This window comes from Hoeflea sp. IMCC20628 (genome assembly GCF_001011155.1).
Lineage (GTDB): Bacteria > Pseudomonadota > Alphaproteobacteria > Rhizobiales > Rhizobiaceae > Hoeflea.
This window is the reverse complement of record NZ_CP011479.1, coordinates 2,472,550-2,487,697: the sequence shown is the minus strand read 5'-3', so window position 1 is coordinate 2,487,697 and position 15,148 is coordinate 2,472,550. Positions and strand designations below refer to the sequence as shown.

Annotated in this window: 15 protein-coding genes; 9 read left to right on the top strand and 6 right to left on the bottom strand. The window is 59.7% G+C overall.

Features of this window, described 5'->3' with window-relative positions; translation table 11 throughout:
* Positions 1-45: 45 nt before the first annotated feature.
* The 4 genes from IMCC20628_RS11800 to hemB form a co-directional block, all read right to left on the bottom strand.
* Positions 46-795, bottom strand: a complete 750-nt coding sequence (locus tag IMCC20628_RS11800) for an arginyltransferase (protein WP_047030383.1) — start codon at positions 793-795, stop codon at positions 46-48.
* A 19-nt stretch (positions 796-814) separates the two neighbouring features.
* Positions 815-2,635 (bottom strand): SLC13 family permease, encoded by a 1,821-nt coding sequence (locus IMCC20628_RS11795; RefSeq protein ID WP_047030382.1) that lies wholly within the window; start codon positions 2,633-2,635, stop codon positions 815-817.
* A 306-nt stretch (positions 2,636-2,941) separates the two neighbouring features.
* Positions 2,942-3,355: an RDD family protein gene (locus tag IMCC20628_RS11790; protein WP_156174676.1), complete on the bottom strand. Its 414-nt coding sequence runs from the start codon at positions 3,353-3,355 to the stop codon at positions 2,942-2,944.
* 430 nt (positions 3,356-3,785) lie between these two features.
* Positions 3,786-4,841 carry a porphobilinogen synthase gene (hemB, locus tag IMCC20628_RS11785; protein WP_047030380.1) on the bottom strand — a complete coding sequence of 352 codons (1,056 nt, stop codon included), beginning with the start codon at positions 4,839-4,841 and terminating at the stop codon, positions 3,786-3,788.
* Positions 4,842-5,072: 231 nt separating this feature from the next.
* Here hemB and IMCC20628_RS11780 point away from each other — a divergent pair, with 231 nt between their 5' ends.
* The 7 genes from IMCC20628_RS11780 to IMCC20628_RS11750 all read left to right on the top strand — a co-directional run bounded on the left by IMCC20628_RS11780 (position 5,073) and on the right by IMCC20628_RS11750 (position 11,683).
* Complete coding sequence (locus IMCC20628_RS11780; protein WP_047030379.1) at positions 5,073-5,519, top strand: DUF6163 family protein; 447 nt, start codon at positions 5,073-5,075, stop codon at positions 5,517-5,519.
* A 125-nt stretch (positions 5,520-5,644) separates the two neighbouring features.
* Positions 5,645-6,169: a MarR family winged helix-turn-helix transcriptional regulator gene (locus tag IMCC20628_RS11775; RefSeq protein ID WP_047030378.1), complete on the top strand. Its 525-nt coding sequence runs from the start codon at positions 5,645-5,647 to the stop codon at positions 6,167-6,169.
* A gap of 467 nt (positions 6,170-6,636) precedes the next feature.
* On the top strand, positions 6,637-7,905 hold the full coding sequence (locus IMCC20628_RS11770; protein ID WP_047030377.1) for a L,D-transpeptidase family protein: 1,269 nt from the start codon (positions 6,637-6,639) through the stop codon (positions 7,903-7,905).
* A gap of 248 nt (positions 7,906-8,153) precedes the next feature.
* On the top strand, positions 8,154-9,467 hold the full coding sequence (gene glyA / locus IMCC20628_RS11765; RefSeq protein ID WP_047030376.1) for a serine hydroxymethyltransferase: 1,314 nt from the start codon (positions 8,154-8,156) through the stop codon (positions 9,465-9,467).
* A 6-nt stretch (positions 9,468-9,473) separates the two neighbouring features.
* Positions 9,474-9,956, top strand: coding sequence for a transcriptional regulator NrdR (gene nrdR / locus IMCC20628_RS11760; protein WP_047030375.1), 483 nt, complete (start codon positions 9,474-9,476; stop codon positions 9,954-9,956).
* 4 nt (positions 9,957-9,960) lie between these two features.
* On the top strand, positions 9,961-11,064 hold the full coding sequence (gene ribD, locus IMCC20628_RS11755) for a bifunctional diaminohydroxyphosphoribosylaminopyrimidine deaminase/5-amino-6-(5-phosphoribosylamino)uracil reductase RibD (RefSeq protein WP_156174490.1): 1,104 nt from the start codon (positions 9,961-9,963) through the stop codon (positions 11,062-11,064).
* A gap of 4 nt (positions 11,065-11,068) precedes the next feature.
* Complete coding sequence (locus IMCC20628_RS11750; protein WP_047030374.1) at positions 11,069-11,683, top strand: riboflavin synthase; 615 nt, start codon at positions 11,069-11,071, stop codon at positions 11,681-11,683.
* A gap of 13 nt (positions 11,684-11,696) precedes the next feature.
* Here IMCC20628_RS11750 and IMCC20628_RS11745 read toward each other — a convergent pair whose 3' ends face one another.
* On the bottom strand, positions 11,697-12,959 hold the full coding sequence (locus IMCC20628_RS11745; RefSeq protein ID WP_197078292.1) for an O-antigen ligase: 1,263 nt from the start codon (positions 12,957-12,959) through the stop codon (positions 11,697-11,699).
* Between the two features lie 242 nt (positions 12,960-13,201).
* The gene (locus IMCC20628_RS11740; protein WP_245307765.1) at positions 13,202-14,011 is read right to left on the bottom strand and encodes a DUF2161 family putative PD-(D/E)XK-type phosphodiesterase; all 810 of its coding nucleotides are present in this window, start codon (positions 14,009-14,011) and stop codon (positions 13,202-13,204) included.
* A 171-nt stretch (positions 14,012-14,182) separates the two neighbouring features.
* On the opposite strand from IMCC20628_RS11740, the gene ribH reads away from it, so the two are divergent.
* Both ribH and nusB read left to right on the top strand, forming a co-directional pair.
* The gene (gene ribH / locus IMCC20628_RS11735) at positions 14,183-14,638 is read left to right on the top strand and encodes a 6,7-dimethyl-8-ribityllumazine synthase (protein WP_047030372.1); all 456 of its coding nucleotides are present in this window, start codon (positions 14,183-14,185) and stop codon (positions 14,636-14,638) included.
* A 2-nt stretch (positions 14,639-14,640) separates the two neighbouring features.
* On the top strand, positions 14,641-15,147 hold the full coding sequence (gene nusB / locus IMCC20628_RS11730; RefSeq protein ID WP_047030371.1) for a transcription antitermination factor NusB: 507 nt from the start codon (positions 14,641-14,643) through the stop codon (positions 15,145-15,147).
* Position 15,148: the final 1 nt, after the last annotated feature.

The following is a 15,148-nucleotide window of genomic DNA, read 5'->3' as shown; positions in this document are numbered from 1 at the left end:
CGGGTGATGTTTGCCTGCGTGTCAGTGTGAGCGAAGGGCGCCCGGCTATGGTGCGTAGCGCTGCCAGCCCTGGGCCATCAGGTGTTCCTGGGGCTGAAACCGGGTCTTGTATTCCATCTTGCGCGATCCGTTGACCCAATAGCCAAGATAGACATGAGGCAGCCCCAGCGCCTGCGTGCGGGCAATATGATCGAGGATCATGTAGGTACCCAGTGAGCGCGCTGTTTCTTCGGGCTTGTAGAACGAATAGACCATCGACAGCCCGTCGCCCATATAGTCGGTCAAGGCCACGCCGATCAGTTCTCCGGCCGGAACTTCCAGCAGCCCATCGCCCTCGGTCTTGATGCGATATTCGATGATTTTGGTATCGACATGCGAATCTTCCACCATCATGGCGTAGTCGCCAATGCTCATGTCGGCCATGCCGCCGTGCTGGTGACGGTCGTCGAGATAGCGGCGGAAAAGCTTGTATTGCTCGCTTGATGGTTCGGCATGATACTCGGTGGCGACCAGATCGGCATTGGCGGCTAGGTTGCGGCGCATCGACCGGGTCGGCTGGAATTCGGAGGCCAGAATACGCACCGAGACGCAGGCGCGGCAAGCTTCGCAGGCCGGGCGATAGGCGATGTTCTGCGAGCGCCGGAACCCGCCCTGGGTCAAAAGATCATTGAGCGCCGGCGCTTTGGCTCCAACCAGATGCGTAAACACCTTCCTCTCGCTCTCGCCTTCCAGGTAGGGACAGGGCGAGGGTGCAGTGAGAAAGAACTGCGGTGAGTTGACGTTCTGGTTCATCATGCCTTGGTGTCGAAACGGTTCAAAGTCCGTAATACCATGGAGCAAGTAACGAAAAGGTCAACCAGATGATGATCACAAGCGGGGTGCCGGCGCGCAAAAAATCGCTGAACCGGTAGTGGCCGGGACCCATCACCAGCAAATTCGTCTGGTAGCCGATCGGTGTGGCGAAGGATGCATTGGACGCGAAAATGACTGCAGCGATAAACGGTTCGGGCGACACGCCCATGCCCTTGGCGATTCCAAGCGCGATCGGCGTGAACAGCACTGCGGTGGCATTGTTGGACAGCACGTTGGTCAGAGCCGCCATCACCAGGAACAGGCCGGACAGAATCACGCCGGGCGGGGCGCCATCCAGCAACGCCAGCGAGCTTGACGCGATCAGCGCCGCGCCGCCGGTTGCTTCAAGTGCTGTGGCCATCGCCACCGATGACCCGACCAGCAGAAAGATTTGCCGGTCGAAGGCGCGCGCCGCCTGCAGGAACGACAGACAGCCGGTGAGCAGCATCAGCACCGCGCCGCAGATTGCCGCCACCACAATCGGAACCAGGGAAAACGCCGAAACCAGCACGATGGCCGCGAATATCGACACTGCAATGCGGGCCTTGCGCGATTGCGGCACGGCCTGGGCCGAATGCTCAAGCAGCAGCAGATCGTGATTGCCCCTGAGCAACTGGATTGCCTCCACTGGTCCGCCGATCAACAACGTGTCACCCGGTTCCATCCGGATGTCGGAGAGCGCCGAGCGTGCCATGCGGCTCTTGCGCTGAACGCCCAGCACCGAAATGCCGAAACGAGGCCTCAGTCCGGACAACTGGATGGTGCGTCCGGCATAGCGCGATCCCGGTGCAATGACCGCTTCGGCCAGATGGTAATCCGGTCCTGGTGGCGTATCCTGCGATACCTCGTCGGATGGTCCGTCATCGGCTTCTAGTCCGGCGCGGCCTCGTGACAGCACCTTGGAAAAAGCCTTGCGGGTCCCGGTCACCACCAGCGTATCGCCGAACGACAGGGTCATGTCCTCGAATGGCGGCAACACCGGGACGTCGCGGCGCTGCAACATCCGCAAGGTCAGATCGCCAAGGCCCGGAAACATGCCGGCCTTGGCCGATATCCCGACAAAGGGGTGGTCGCGCGACAACGTGATCTCGCCAATGAACTGCGCACCGGATTTGGCGCCCACCGAGAGCTCCGCATCGCGTTCGGGCAGCAATCGCGGCAGCACGCCCAGCACATAGGCGCCGCCGACCAGCGCCAGAATCACGCCCATGCCGGTGATGTCGAAAAAACCGATCTCATAGCCATAATCGCGCACCACGCCGGCCACCAGCAAATTGGTCGACGAGCCGATCAGCGTGGTCATGCCGCCCAGAATGGTGATGAAGGACAAAGGAATGAACACCCGGCTTGGCGAGATCGAGCGCTGCGCCGCAATCACCACCAGGATCGGGATGAAGATCACCACCACCGGTGTGTTGTTCAGGAATGCGGAGATCACCGCAGCACCGACCAGAATGAACAGGATCGGCCGGAATGTGCTTGAACCGCCCATGCGACCGAGTTTGCGCGCAGGCACCTCCATGGCGTCGGTGGCAAACAGGCCCTGACCGACAATCAGCAGCGCGATGACAGTGGCCAGCGCAGGATTGGAAAATCCCGCCAGCAGTCGCTCGGGCTGCAGCACGGCGCCATCGATGCCGGAATAGGGCACGATGCCGAAGAGGATCAGGACCGCGGCCAGCGACACCAGCGACACCACCTCCATGGCCCAGCGTTCCGATGCATAGGCGATAATGGTTGCCGCGATGATGACAAAGGTCGCAATGAGATGAAAATCGGGCATGAATGCGTGGTGACCTGTTGCTGCGGACTTGCAGCCACTTTACCGCGATGCCGGTTCCCCCGCATAGGGCAAAAATTTCCGGCTCAACTGATGCGGCGAAACGCCCGGTGCAGGGGAGGATGGCATCGGGGAACGGATTTGCGATAGCTGGGGAGGGGATGCGAGGCGCGGGCGGAGAGGTAGAGCAGCCGATCTTATCGGATGCTGGCTCACCCCGCCGTCGCCACAGCTGAAGTCAGTCGGCTCGCGGACGAGATGACGACGAAAGGCGGTATTAGGGCCCGAAGGTTCGGGCGGTGGCGAAAATTAGCCTCGCACCACTACGGTCCCGAGCAACCAGTCGTGCACCGTCTGCTTGCGATCGAGCACCAGGGTGGCAAGCAGGATCAGCGGGGTCAGAACGGCGTTGAGCGCCCAGAACAAGATGCTGTGGACGACTGCCAGCATGAAATCGACCGGGCGGCCATCAAGCCTGACGACGCGAATGCCCATCATTCGCATGCCGGGTGTGGCCTGATTCGGTCCACCCATCGTCATGCCGACATAGGGAATGACCACCAGCAGGAACAGGATCGGGTAGAGAAAGAACCCCAGACCCAGCGTGAAAACGCCGATGAAGAACACCAGCACTGCCATCGGTACGCACAGCGCCAGCACGATGGCGTAATCAATGAAGAAAGCCATGATGCGTTTGGTGCGCACACCATCATACAGCGCAATGTCGTCATAGCGGCCTGTTGCCTGCTCTGGGGCGCTGTCTGGGAACGGTTGGCTCACGGGTCTCTCCTGTCGTCGGATGCGGGCAAATGCCGCGCGTTCAACCAGATGTAGGAAGTCAGACGCCGCAGTTAAAGGGTTTGCTGCCGGTTTGGCCGCATGCCGACGCTCATGATACAATTTCAGTGGCGCTTTAGGCAGGCATCTCCCCACACCGTCATGCCGGACACCGATCCGGTATCTAGCAGGCGAGCGTCTGCGAGCCTGTAGACTCTTTATGGCTCACGTCTGTTGAATCGCCTAATGGAGTCTCTCACCACGCCGACGCGTGGTGGCTGGTTCCCGGCTCGGAGGCCGGGATGACGCAAGCCTGAGAGGTTATGCCTTTTCGCTGACAGCAGGTGGTATCACCGGACGCTGCAATCCTGTCGGTTCACCCGCCACCATTGGCAATCAACCGGGCTGCTTCGGGGGCGAAATAGGTCAGAATTCCATCACAGCCGGCGCGTTTGAAAGCCAGCAGCTTTTCCATCATGATCCGCTCGCCATCGATATAGCCCGCCGCATCGCCGGCCTTGATCATCGAATATTCGCCCGACACCTGATAGGCGAAGGTCGGCAGGCCATAGGTGTCCTTCAGCGCGCGGCAGATATCGAGATAGGGCAGGCCGGGCTTGACCATCAGCATGTCAGCGCCTTCCTCGACATCGAGACCGGCGTCGCGGATCGCTTCCATGGCGTTGGACGGATCGAGATAATAGGTGCGCTTGTCGCCCTTCAAAAGTCCGGAGGTGCCGATTGCCTCGCGGTAGGGGCCGTAACAGGCCGAGGCAAATTTGGTTGCATAGGACATGATCGCCACATTGTGGTGGCCGCCGGCATCCAGCGCCCGGCGGATGGCGCCGATGCGGCCGTCCATCATGTCGGACGGTGAAATGATGTCGGCGCCGGCGTCGGCCTGATGCACAGCCGCCGCAGCGATTGCGCGCACGGTCTCGTCATTGACAATTTCGCCATCGCGCAAAATCCCGTCATGGCCGTGGCTGGTGAATGGGTCGAGCGCCACATCGGTAATGATGCCGATGTTTGGCACCGCCTTCTTGATGGCGCGCGTTGCCTGATTGATCAGGTTGTCGGGATCTAGCGCGTGCGAGCCGGTGACGTCGCGTTTTTCCATTTCCACATTGGGGAAAGTGGCAAGTGCCGGAATGCCGAGATCGGCGGCCATCTTTGCCGCTTCCACAGCCTTGTCGACGCTCATCCGGTTGACGCCGGGCATGGCGGCGATGGGTTCGCTTACATTTGTGCCGGGAATGATGAAGATCGGCCAGATCAGATCGTCGACCGTCAGCCGCGTCTCGCGCACCATCCGCCGTGACCAGTCGGCAACCCGGGTGCGGCGCATCCGGCGGTGACCGGTGATCTCATCGACATCGCTTGCTGCGGCTGCCGCCAGTCCGGCTGCCGTGTTTTTGGTGTTGTCGCTCATGTCATTGCGTCCTTCTTGTCCCGGCTGCGCGGTGGCCCGCGCTCATCTGGTTTGTGCTTAGACCGCAACCGGGGCAGGGCGGTCAAGAAGCAGAGCAGATTGCCATGGCTTTGATCACTTGCCGCGCCTGGGTCACTGGCTCAGGCTTGCGCCGCGAACGTCGGAATGAGTATGACTGCACTTCAATGACGCGTATGCGCGACGCATGCACCTCAACAGGAGAAGCCGTTTATGGCGATACTGCAGATTGGCACCGCGCCGGAATTGGGCACAGGCGCTCTTGAAGCCAGTTTCCGGCTGTTCATGCGTCTTGTGGCGGTGAGCTGTATCATCGCGGGATTGCAATACTGGGGTCGGCTGATTGGCTATTCGGATGGCGGCATGTCCCGTTTTGATTTGATCCCATCCTATTGGCAACTGGCATCCGCCTCGCTGGCGGTACTACTTCCTGTGGCAGCTGTTGGCCTTTGGATGCATGTGCCCTGGGGTCCGGTGATCTGGGTGGCAGCAGCAGGTTCTGAAGTGGCTATGCACAAGGGGTTGCCGTTGTGGTTCGGCGAGCGCCCGCTGCTGATGATCGCCCACGCGATGGTGGCGTCTGTCTATATAGGATTTCGTGTCGCGCTGTTCGTGAAGCGTCGCCAGGATGCAAAGCAGGTAAGAACTGATTCACTCTAATCTGCGGTCGCCCAAAGGTAACCTGCTGTTAAGCCTACAGTTTAAGTAGAATTTTATGGGTATTCGATAGGGTCTGTCTCAAGGCGGGACTAATAACCGCCACAACAAACAGTGAGGCAGTCCTTATGTCATATACCAATTCCGCGCTCGCCGCAGCGCCCAAGCCAGATGCAGCAAATGACGAGTCGGAAGGTCTGCGCGACCTTTACATGGAATCGCTCCAGCTGGTCGAGCGGCTTCATCGCCGGCTGCTGGACGTCATCAAGGATGAGTTCGACCGCGCCAACCGCACCGATATCAACGCAATCCAGGCCCTGTTGCTGTTCAATATTGGCAATTCGGAACTGACCGCCGGCGAATTGAGAAGCCGTGGCTATTATCTGGGTTCGAACGTGTCCTACAACCTCAAGAAACTGGTTGATCTGGGCTATATCAATCATCAGCGCTCACGGGTCGACCGCCGCGCAGTGCGGATCAGCCTGACCGAGCACGGCATCGAAATCGCCGAGATCGTTGCAAGTCTTTATGACCGCCACATCAACTCGATCGCCAAGGTTGGCGGCATTGGTGCCAGCGAGTTCGAGGAACTTAACAGGCTGATGCAGCGGCTTGACCGGTTCTGGAACGACCAGATTCTCTATCGCCTTTGATCCGGTCGCGATTATTATAGAAAAATGCGGCGGACTCGGTTCCGCCGCTTTTTTGTCCAGGGTTCAAACGAATTCGGATGTCATCGGCTCGATCGTGTCCAAAGCGCTGGGTAGCTCCGATACCGATGCAGGATTTGCCGAGCGGATCTCGATCCGGGTCGTCTTGTTTGGGTTAAAGCTTTGATTTCATGTGGATTATCCGGTTGAAGCTCGCGGTCCCTTGTCTCCTGACAAAGACTGCATGCTGCGGCACACCATGAATTAGCCATATTGCCGTGACAGCTGTTACAATGGCCATCACTCAGGCAGCAAGGAAACGGCCCATGAGGTCGCGGTCTTGTCTCGCGCTCACGCAAATGTGTCGCGACAGGCTTGAGGGATAGCTTTTGGTTCCAAATTTTTAGTATTAGCATGGTACTCGAATTCGCAACTCTAAACGTCAGCTTCGAATGCATGGTGGATTACACATGACAAAAACCGGACTAGACAAGGTTTCCCGGCGCCGCTTTATCGGCCGCACGGCAGCCATGGCCGCTGCAGCACTTGCCGCAGGCCCGGCTTTCGCCCAGTCGACAATCCAGGACATCATCAGTTCACCCCGGCGTGGCTCATGGGACGATCAGTTCGACGCCAAGAGCTCCCGTTCGGTGGCCGAGACGGCGACACGGCATCCCATCGCCAGCGCCGACACCATCGCTTTTGTCGAACGCGCGATTTTTGATTATCAGGATTCGCTCGCACGCGGCGGCTGGCCAAGGGTGCCGGCAACCAAGAAATTGCGCATGGGCGTGTCCGATCCTGACGTGCGCATTCTGCGCGAGCGTCTGATCGCCTCCGGCGATATGGACCGCAGCGCGGGTCTTTCCAACGAATTCGATTCCTATGTCGATGGAGCCGTCAAGAAATTCCAGGCGCGCCACGGCCTTCCCCCGGATGGTGTTCTGGGCAGCTACACCTATCAGGCGCTCAATGTTTCTACCGACGTTCGGTTGGGGCAGCTTGAGACCAATCTCGTGCGGCTGCGCTCGATGTCGGGCTTTCTGGGCGACCGTTATGTGATGGTCAATATTCCCGCGGCGCAGATCGAGGCAGTCGAAAACGGCAGCGTTGTGCTGCGGCACACCGCGATCGTTGGCAAGATTGACCGTCAGACACCGATCCTGAATTCCAAGATCCACGAGATCATTCTCAATCCCTACTGGACCTCGCCGCGCTCGATCATCGAAAAAGACATCGTGCCGTTGATGCGCAAGGATCCGACCTATCTGACGCGGAACAACATTCGTCTGTTTGATGGCCAGGGCAATGAAGTCCAGCCCGAATTGGTTGACTGGAATGCCGAAAAGGCTCCGAACCTGATGTTCCGTCAGGATCCGGGCAAGGGCAACGCCATGTCCTCGACCAAGATCAATTTCCACAATCCGCATGCCGTCTACATGCATGACACCCCACAGCAGGGCGTGTTCAACAAGTTGTTGCGGTTTGAATCATCCGGCTGTGTGCGTGTTCAGAACGTGCGCGACCTCAACACCTGGCTTCTCCGGGACACGCCCGGCTGGGACCGGCAGACCATGGAGGCGACCATCGCCTCGCGTGAGAACACGGAAATCCTGCTGACAACCCCGGTGCCGGTGTATTTCACCTATTTCACCGCCTGGGCCTCGCAAGATGGCGTTGTCCAGTTCCGCGATGATGTCTATCAGCGCGACGGTGTGGAAGAACTGGCGCTGCGCTGAGCTCTGCCCAACCGGGATCACAACCTTAGAAAGCCGCCCTGACACGGGCGGCTTTTCTTGTATGGAGGGTGTGTTTGATGCTCACAATGACGCATTTGAGCCTGCGGATATTGCCCTTGTGATGCGACAGGGTTAAACAGCCGCTTCCGGCTCGACACGGTTCGTGCCGGAGTCGAACCGATTTCCGGAGCGCCGCCGAAACCAGGCAGTCGTTCTGCCAGACCCGAGCCACACAAGGAACCTGGAACATGTCCAACGCGACTTCTGCCGCCAGCCTGGCGGACGCCTTTTTCAACAAGCCATTGGCCGAAGCCGATCCGGAAGTGTTTGGCTCGATCCAGAGTGAATTGGGTCGCCAGCGGCATGAAATCGAGCTGATCGCATCAGAAAACATTGTGTCGCGCGCTGTGCTTGAAGCCCAAGGCTCGATCATGACCAACAAATATGCCGAAGGCTATCCGGGCAAGCGGTATTATGGCGGCTGCGAATTCGTCGATATTGCCGAAACCCTTGCCATCGAACGGGCAAAGAAGCTGTTCGACTGCCAGTTTGCCAATGTGCAGCCCAATTCCGGCTCGCAGATGAACCAGGCGGTGTTCCTGGCGCTTCTGCAGCCCGGCGACACCTTCATGGGCCTCGATCTCAATTCTGGCGGACACCTGACCCACGGCTCGCCCGTCAATATGTCGGGCAAGTGGTTCAAGGTAATTTCCTATGGCGTGCGCGAGGATGACAATCTCCTCGACATGGACGCGATCGCGGCAACAGCAGAACGCGAACGTCCCAAGCTGATCATTGCCGGCGGCACCGCCTATTCGCGCATCTGGGACTGGAAGCGGTTCCGCGAGATTGCTGATTCCATTGGCGCCTATCTGATGGTCGACATGGCCCATATTGCTGGTCTGGTCGCCGGTGGTCAGCATCCTTCGCCAATTCCGCATGCCCATGTGGTCACCACCACAACCCACAAATCACTGCGCGGCCCGCGCGGCGGCATGATTTTGACCAATGACGAAGTCATTGCAAAGAAGGTCAATTCGGCGGTGTTTCCGGGCCTGCAGGGCGGTCCTTTGATGCATGTCATCGCCGCCAAGGCCGTGGCCTTTGCGGAAGCGCTGACGCCGGCTTTCAAGACCTATGCCGAAAACGTCGTCGCCAATTCCCGCACACTTGCGGCGTCGCTGAAGGACAACGGTCTCGATATCGTCTCCGGCGGTACTGACAATCACCTCATGCTGGTTGACCTGCGGCCGAAAAATGCCACCGGCAAGCGCGCTGAAGCGGCACTTGGCCGCGCCAATATCACCTGCAACAAGAACGGCATCCCATTTGACCCGGAAAAGCCCTTTGTCACATCCGGCGTCCGGCTCGGCAGTCCTGCGGGCACCACCCGCGGTTTCGGCGAGGCTGAGTTCCGCGAAATCGGCAATCTCATCTCCGAGGTGCTCGATGGTCTGAAAATGGCCAATTCCGAGGACGGAAATGCTGCAGTGGAGGCTGCAGTGAAGAAGAAGGTAATGGCGCTCACCGACGGTTTCCCTCTCTACCCCTATCTCGGGTAACGGCGGATGCGGTGTCCCTATTGCTGTTCTGAAGACAGCCAGGTGAAGGATTCGCGGCCCGCCGAAGACGGCGCCGCGATCCGCCGGCGTCGGGTGTGCCCCGATTGCGGCGGCCGCTTCACCACATTCGAGCGGGTGCAGTTGCGCGATTTGCAGGTGCTGAAGAAAACCGGACGCAAGGTGCCGTTTGATCGGGACAAGCTGGCGAAATCATTCCAGATCGCGCTGCGCAAGCGGCCGGTCGATCCCGAGCGGATCGACCGTGCGGTGTCGGGCATTGTCCGCCGCCTGGAAAGCTCCGGCGAAACCGAGATCGCCACCGATGCTATTGGTCTCTTGGTGCTCGAAGCGCTCAAGGCGCTCGATGATGTCGGCTTCGTCCGCTATGCATCGGTCTACCGGGACTTCACCGGGCCCGAGGATTTCGAGCGGACAATCTCCGAACTGACCGCGCGGATTGCCGGCGATAGCTCTGTCGGGGATATCTAGGCCCATGTCCGCCGAGGCGCTTGACCGACGCTTGATGGCGGCGGCAATCCGTCTGGCGCGCGAGCACGAAGGCCGCACCGGCTCCAATCCATCCGTGGCTACGCTGATCGTCCGCGAGATTGACGGTTCGCCGGTAATTGTCGGCCGTGGCGTCACCGCGATAGGCGGGCGTCCCCATGCCGAGCCGCAAGCGCTGGCAGAAGCAGGTGAGCTGGCGCGTGGCGCAACCGCCTATGTCACGCTTGAACCCTGCGCCCATCATGGCCGGACGCCACCGTGCGCTGAGGCTTTGGTCTCGGCAGGCATTGCCCGTGTGGTGGCCGCCGCCACCGATCCGGATGAACGAGTCTCGGGGCGGGGCTACGCGATCTTGCGTGCCGCCGGTATCGAGGTGGAGGAGGGGGTGCTGGCCGCCGAAGCCGAGCGTGGACTCGCCGGTTACCTGACTCGACGCATGAAGAACCGGGCGCATGTGACTCTGAAGCTTGCAGTTTCCGCCAATGGCAAGATCGGTCGCCGCGATGGCAAGCAGGTCGCTATCACCGGGGAAATCTCCCGCCGGCAGGTGCATGCCCTGCGGGCGCTGTCGGATGTGATTCTGATCGGTGTCGGAACCGCCATCAATGACGACCCTGATCTGACCTGCCGGCTTCCTGGCCTCGAAGACCGGTCTCCGATCCGGCTGGTGCTCGACACGCATCTCAGACTGCCGCTGACGTCGCGATTGGCGCACACCGCGCGCGACGTGCCGCTGTGGATCGCCACCGCGGCCCAACAGGACGATCCGCGGCGCGCAGAGCTTGCGGCCTGCGGCGCGGAGTTCATCGCCTCCGATGCACATCAGGACCGGCTGGCGCTGCCCGAATTGCTGGAAGATCTGGCGGCACGCGGTCTTTCCACTGTCTTCGTTGAAGGCGGTGCCGCGGTGGCGCAATCGTTTCTCGCCGAGGGGCTGGTTGATCGTCTCGTGCTGCTGACCGGCGAAGCGACAATTGACGGCGATGCAGTGGATGCACCGATCACACGCCAGACCATCCCATCAGCTTTCCGTCTGGTCTCATCCGCGACCTTTGGCACCGACCGGATGGACGAATACGAAAGGGTTTGAAACCATGTTTACCGGCATCATCACCGATATCGGCCGTGTGGCCGTTGTGGCGGCGCGCGATCAAGGCGTCAGCCTTCGCATCGAAACTGCCTGGGATCCGGCTGGCATCGACATCGGCGCATCCATTGCCTGTTCCGGCGTCTGCCTGACCGTCACGGCTTTGCCGCAGCACGGTGACAATTCACGCTGGTTCGAGGTTGAGGCCTGGGAAGAGGCGCTGCGGCTGACCACCATCGCTAACTGGACGCAGGGTCAACGCATCAATCTCGAGCGCTCGCTGAAAATTGGCGATGAGCTCGGCGGCCACATGGTCTCGGGTCACGTCGATGGACAGGCGGAGATCATCGCCATCAAGGACGAGGGCGAGGCCCGCCGCTTTACCCTGCGCGCACCAGTCGAGCTGTCCAAATTCATCGCGCCAAAGGGATCGGTGGCGCTGGATGGAACATCCCTGACCGTCAATGCGGTCAATAGTAGCGACTTCGATGTGCTTCTGATCAGGCATTCGCTGTCCGTCACCACCTGGGGCGAGCGGGCGGAGGGCGATCACGTCAATCTCGAGGTTGACCAGATGGCCCGCTATGCGGCGCGTCTTGCCGAGAGTGCCGCACAGGCCTGACGGCTAGGGTCACTCACCGCCCTGGAACCGGGTTGCCCATGCGGAACCGGGCAAGCAGGTGCAGCCCGAAGACGGCGAAGACGTGCATCAGCCATAGCGGACTGTTGCGCGCCAGAAAGAACGTCTCGAGGAATGACAGCAGACTGGCAAAGACAATGACCATGAAAAACATGTCGGCCAGCCTGGCATTGCCGGGAATACGCCGCGCCTTCGCATAATTGAAAATCGGGCCGACAAACAGAAACCAGATCACCACCGAGCCGCCAATCAGACCGAGATTGAGCAGGATGTCGACATAGTTGTTATGTCCGTGGACGATGAAGCGGTAGTCCCACGCGGATTCGAACGGCTTATCGAGCAGGAAGACAGTGTCGGTACCCCAGAAATTGTAAAGCCCAAATCCCAGCCATGGATGCTCGGGAATCTTTGACAGGCCGAATTCCCACAATGTGGTGCGGCCCGTATAGGTTTCGTCCTTCAACAGGTCTGCGACCATGTTGGAGACTTCCGGGCTGTAGAGCGAGCCGAGAGTAAGCACACCAACCATGGTGAGCACGACAAGGTGGACGAGGATTGCTGCGGAACTGCGCCCGAAGAGACTTGCCATGAATACGATCAGGATCGACAGCGGAAAGAAGCCACTGGTGGTCTTGGATCCGGTCTTCAGCACAAACAATGCACCGGCTGCAAAGATGATCAATCCGACAAAACGGTGGCCGGTGCGCATCAGATAGACACCGAAAATCGCGATGATGCACATCACCGGGCCAGCAACATTCTTGTGACTGAAGTGGCCGCGCCACAAGCCGGCATGTTGTGGTTCATAGGCGTCGAAGCCGTGCATTGCCAGATTCGGGACGAGAACAAGCCCGCCATAGGACATCGCCAGCGCTGCAGCCGCGCCTATCATCAGCGCTATCTGGAAATCTTTCTCGCCGCGCGGCAGAACGACGGTCGAAAAAGCAATGAACATGCCGATCACGGTGAAAACCACGGCGCGCAACGTTGAATCGGGATTTGGAGAGGTCGCGACATTGTACCCGAGCACCAGGGCCAGCAGCAGCATGCTCGGTGTCAGCAGGCTGGCGAGAACCTTGCGGCTGGTCAGGCCCATCATCGCCAGCGCAAACACCAGACCGGCAGCAACAAAGCCGACCTGATTGAGCAGGCTGCCCTCATTGGCGCCGGTCTCGTTGACTATGCTGGCGCCAGCAAATGGGCGTAACGAAATCAGCATCAGCGCCAGGCCGAGTGCCGATAAAATGACGGCGGTCATGCGGACCACACGGAACGGCATTGCACCGGGACGAGCCAGGTGCCGTCCGCTTTGCAGTTGGGGCAAAACCGGTCGGGCCGGCTGTCCGGGAATACCGAAAGATGGATGGCGCATGCCATTGCCTGGGCAAGAGGTGTCAGGCTGCAAGCATCCGCATTTATGGTTAATCAACGGTAAATTTTTCGCCGCTCAGACCAATTGGCATAAGTAGGGAAACATGACGCTGGCTCATCGTCGGCGCATCAATCAATATTCTCAGTCGATGCCTGCCCGCCATCCGGGTCGCCAAGCAGCAGCAGTGCTTCAGACCCCTTGGCGCAAAGCGCGTAGATCCCGGTATCCACCCGTTCGAACCAGCCATAATGATTGGCCGCCATCAGCGTTCGCGCCCTTTCCACGCCGGAGGCTTTCGCCACCTGTGCTGCCTTGGTGGGGCCGAGTTCGGACAAGGTTCGGGCGCAGCGCAAAGCGTCCTGACGATAGGCAGTCATCAGACCTTGACGCGTCGCGCCGCCTGCATTGGGGTCGCCGGTCCGTTTTGCGAATTCACGCAGAAGCCGGGCCTTCTTGATCTTGGATTTTCGTGGCTTGTAGGGAGAGGGGTCGGCGTGAACTTCAACCAGCGCGTCCTTCAGGCGTACGGTCATCAAGCCCAGGCCAAGCCTGCGGCACAGTGAGGTGTTGGCAGCCAGCGCTTTGTGGAACGCCCGTCCGGTGCCACGCGGCACGGCGATATAAACCACGTCAGTTATGGCCTGCCGCTCGATGCCTTGATGAAACAGCGACAGCGAAAAGCCGGTCTTCAGTTCGACGACAACCGGATCCTCATCATCGCGGATGGCGACAATGTCAGCCGCGCCGATTTCGCCCTTGACCGCATAGCCCTGGCTTTCGAGCAGGGCTTTGACCGGTGGATAGAGGTCGGTTTCCTTGGGTTTTGGTGTGCGCATGATTGCCTGCATAGCGGAGTCGCGCTGCAGCGCAAAGATCATGTGTGTCGGCCTCGCCGTACCGATTGTGCTGGTTGCCAGCGTCGTCAGTCGCCAGAGCAAGTTTCATCCTACACAAGGACAAAAGGCCGCTAAGCCGCCGCAGACGTCCTTTTCCGCTTGCCAAGCGGCGGACAAAGTGTTTTGACCGCGCTCTGATCCGACCTGTTTATCCGGTTCCGTTCCGGAACCCCGTGACGCGTGGAAAAACCGCACGCAAGAAGGAACTCCGTCATGGCCAAGTCCAAGACACCGCATCTGTTGATTGTTGAAGCGCGGTTTTATGATGATATGTCCGATGCGCTTCTGGATGGCGCTACATCCGCACTCGACTCGGCAGGCGCTATTTATGAAGTTGTCACAGTGCCTGGTGCGCTGGAAATTCCGGCAGCCATCGCCATGGCGCTGGATGCCATGGATGAAGGTGGGGTTGAATTTGACGGTTTTGTCGCGCTCGGCGTCGTCATTCGCGGCGAAACCTATCATTTCGAAATTGTCGCAAACGAGTCCGCCCGCGGTCTGGTGACGTTGTCGGTGTCCGAATCGCTGGCCATCGGAAATGGCATCATGACCACAGAAAATGCCGATCAGGCCTGGGAGCGGGTCAAGAAGGACCGGCTCGACAAGGGCGGCTTTGCCGCACGTGCGGCGCTGTCGATGATCGCGCTGAAAAGCCAGCTGGCAGGGTGACCATGACAACTGATCACCCCCCATCTTCGACGCCCTCGTCCGAAATCAAGTCAGCCAACCAGCGTGGCGCTGCACGGCTGGCTGCAGTTCAGGCGCTGTACCAGATGGATATCGGCGGCGGCGGCGTTCTGGAAATCGTGGCCGAATATGAAGCCCATCGCCTCGGCAACGAGATTGACGGCGAGCAATACCGGCCTGCGGATGCGGCCTGGTTTCGCGCCGTTGTTTCGGGTGTTGTCGAAAATCAGCGTGAGCTAGATCCGGAAATCCGTGCCAGCCTGAACGAAGACTGGCCGCTGTCACGGCTCGACGCCACTTTGCGCGCGATCCTGCGAGCAGGGGCCTGGGAACTGACCACCAAGAGGGACGTGCCGGTTGCAGTCATCGTCAACGAATATGTCGATGTGGCGCGGGCATTTTTTGAAGGTGACGAGACCAAAATCGTCAATGCTGTGCTTGACCGTCTGGCACGCAAGTATCGCGGTGATCAAAAAACCGGCAAGGACTGAC

Bases quoted from the DNA above. Each gene is read 5' to 3' on its own strand.
- IMCC20628_RS11800 (WP_047030383.1), bottom strand. From the start codon at position 795: ATGATGAACCAGAACGTCAACTCACCGCAGTTCTTTCTCACTGCACCC.
- IMCC20628_RS11795 (WP_047030382.1), bottom strand. From the start codon at position 2,635: ATGCCCGATTTTCATCTCATTGCGACCTTTGTCATCATCGCGGCAACC.
- hemB (WP_047030380.1), bottom strand. From the start codon at position 4,841: ATGAGCGACAACACCAAAAACACGGCAGCCGGACTGGCGGCAGCCGCA.
- IMCC20628_RS11780 (WP_047030379.1), top strand. From the start codon at position 5,073: ATGGCGATACTGCAGATTGGCACCGCGCCGGAATTGGGCACAGGCGCT.
- IMCC20628_RS11775 (WP_047030378.1), top strand. From the start codon at position 5,645: ATGTCATATACCAATTCCGCGCTCGCCGCAGCGCCCAAGCCAGATGCA.
- IMCC20628_RS11770 (WP_047030377.1), top strand. From the start codon at position 6,637: ATGACAAAAACCGGACTAGACAAGGTTTCCCGGCGCCGCTTTATCGGC.
- glyA (WP_047030376.1), top strand. From the start codon at position 8,154: ATGTCCAACGCGACTTCTGCCGCCAGCCTGGCGGACGCCTTTTTCAAC.
- nrdR (WP_047030375.1), top strand. From the start codon at position 9,474: ATGCGGTGTCCCTATTGCTGTTCTGAAGACAGCCAGGTGAAGGATTCG.
- ribD (WP_156174490.1), top strand. From the start codon at position 9,961: ATGTCCGCCGAGGCGCTTGACCGACGCTTGATGGCGGCGGCAATCCGT.
- IMCC20628_RS11750 (WP_047030374.1), top strand. From the start codon at position 11,069: ATGTTTACCGGCATCATCACCGATATCGGCCGTGTGGCCGTTGTGGCG.
- IMCC20628_RS11745 (WP_197078292.1), bottom strand. From the start codon at position 12,959: ATGACCGCCGTCATTTTATCGGCACTCGGCCTGGCGCTGATGCTGATT.
- ribH (WP_047030372.1), top strand. From the start codon at position 14,183: ATGGCCAAGTCCAAGACACCGCATCTGTTGATTGTTGAAGCGCGGTTT.
- nusB (WP_047030371.1), top strand. From the start codon at position 14,641: ATGACAACTGATCACCCCCCATCTTCGACGCCCTCGTCCGAAATCAAG.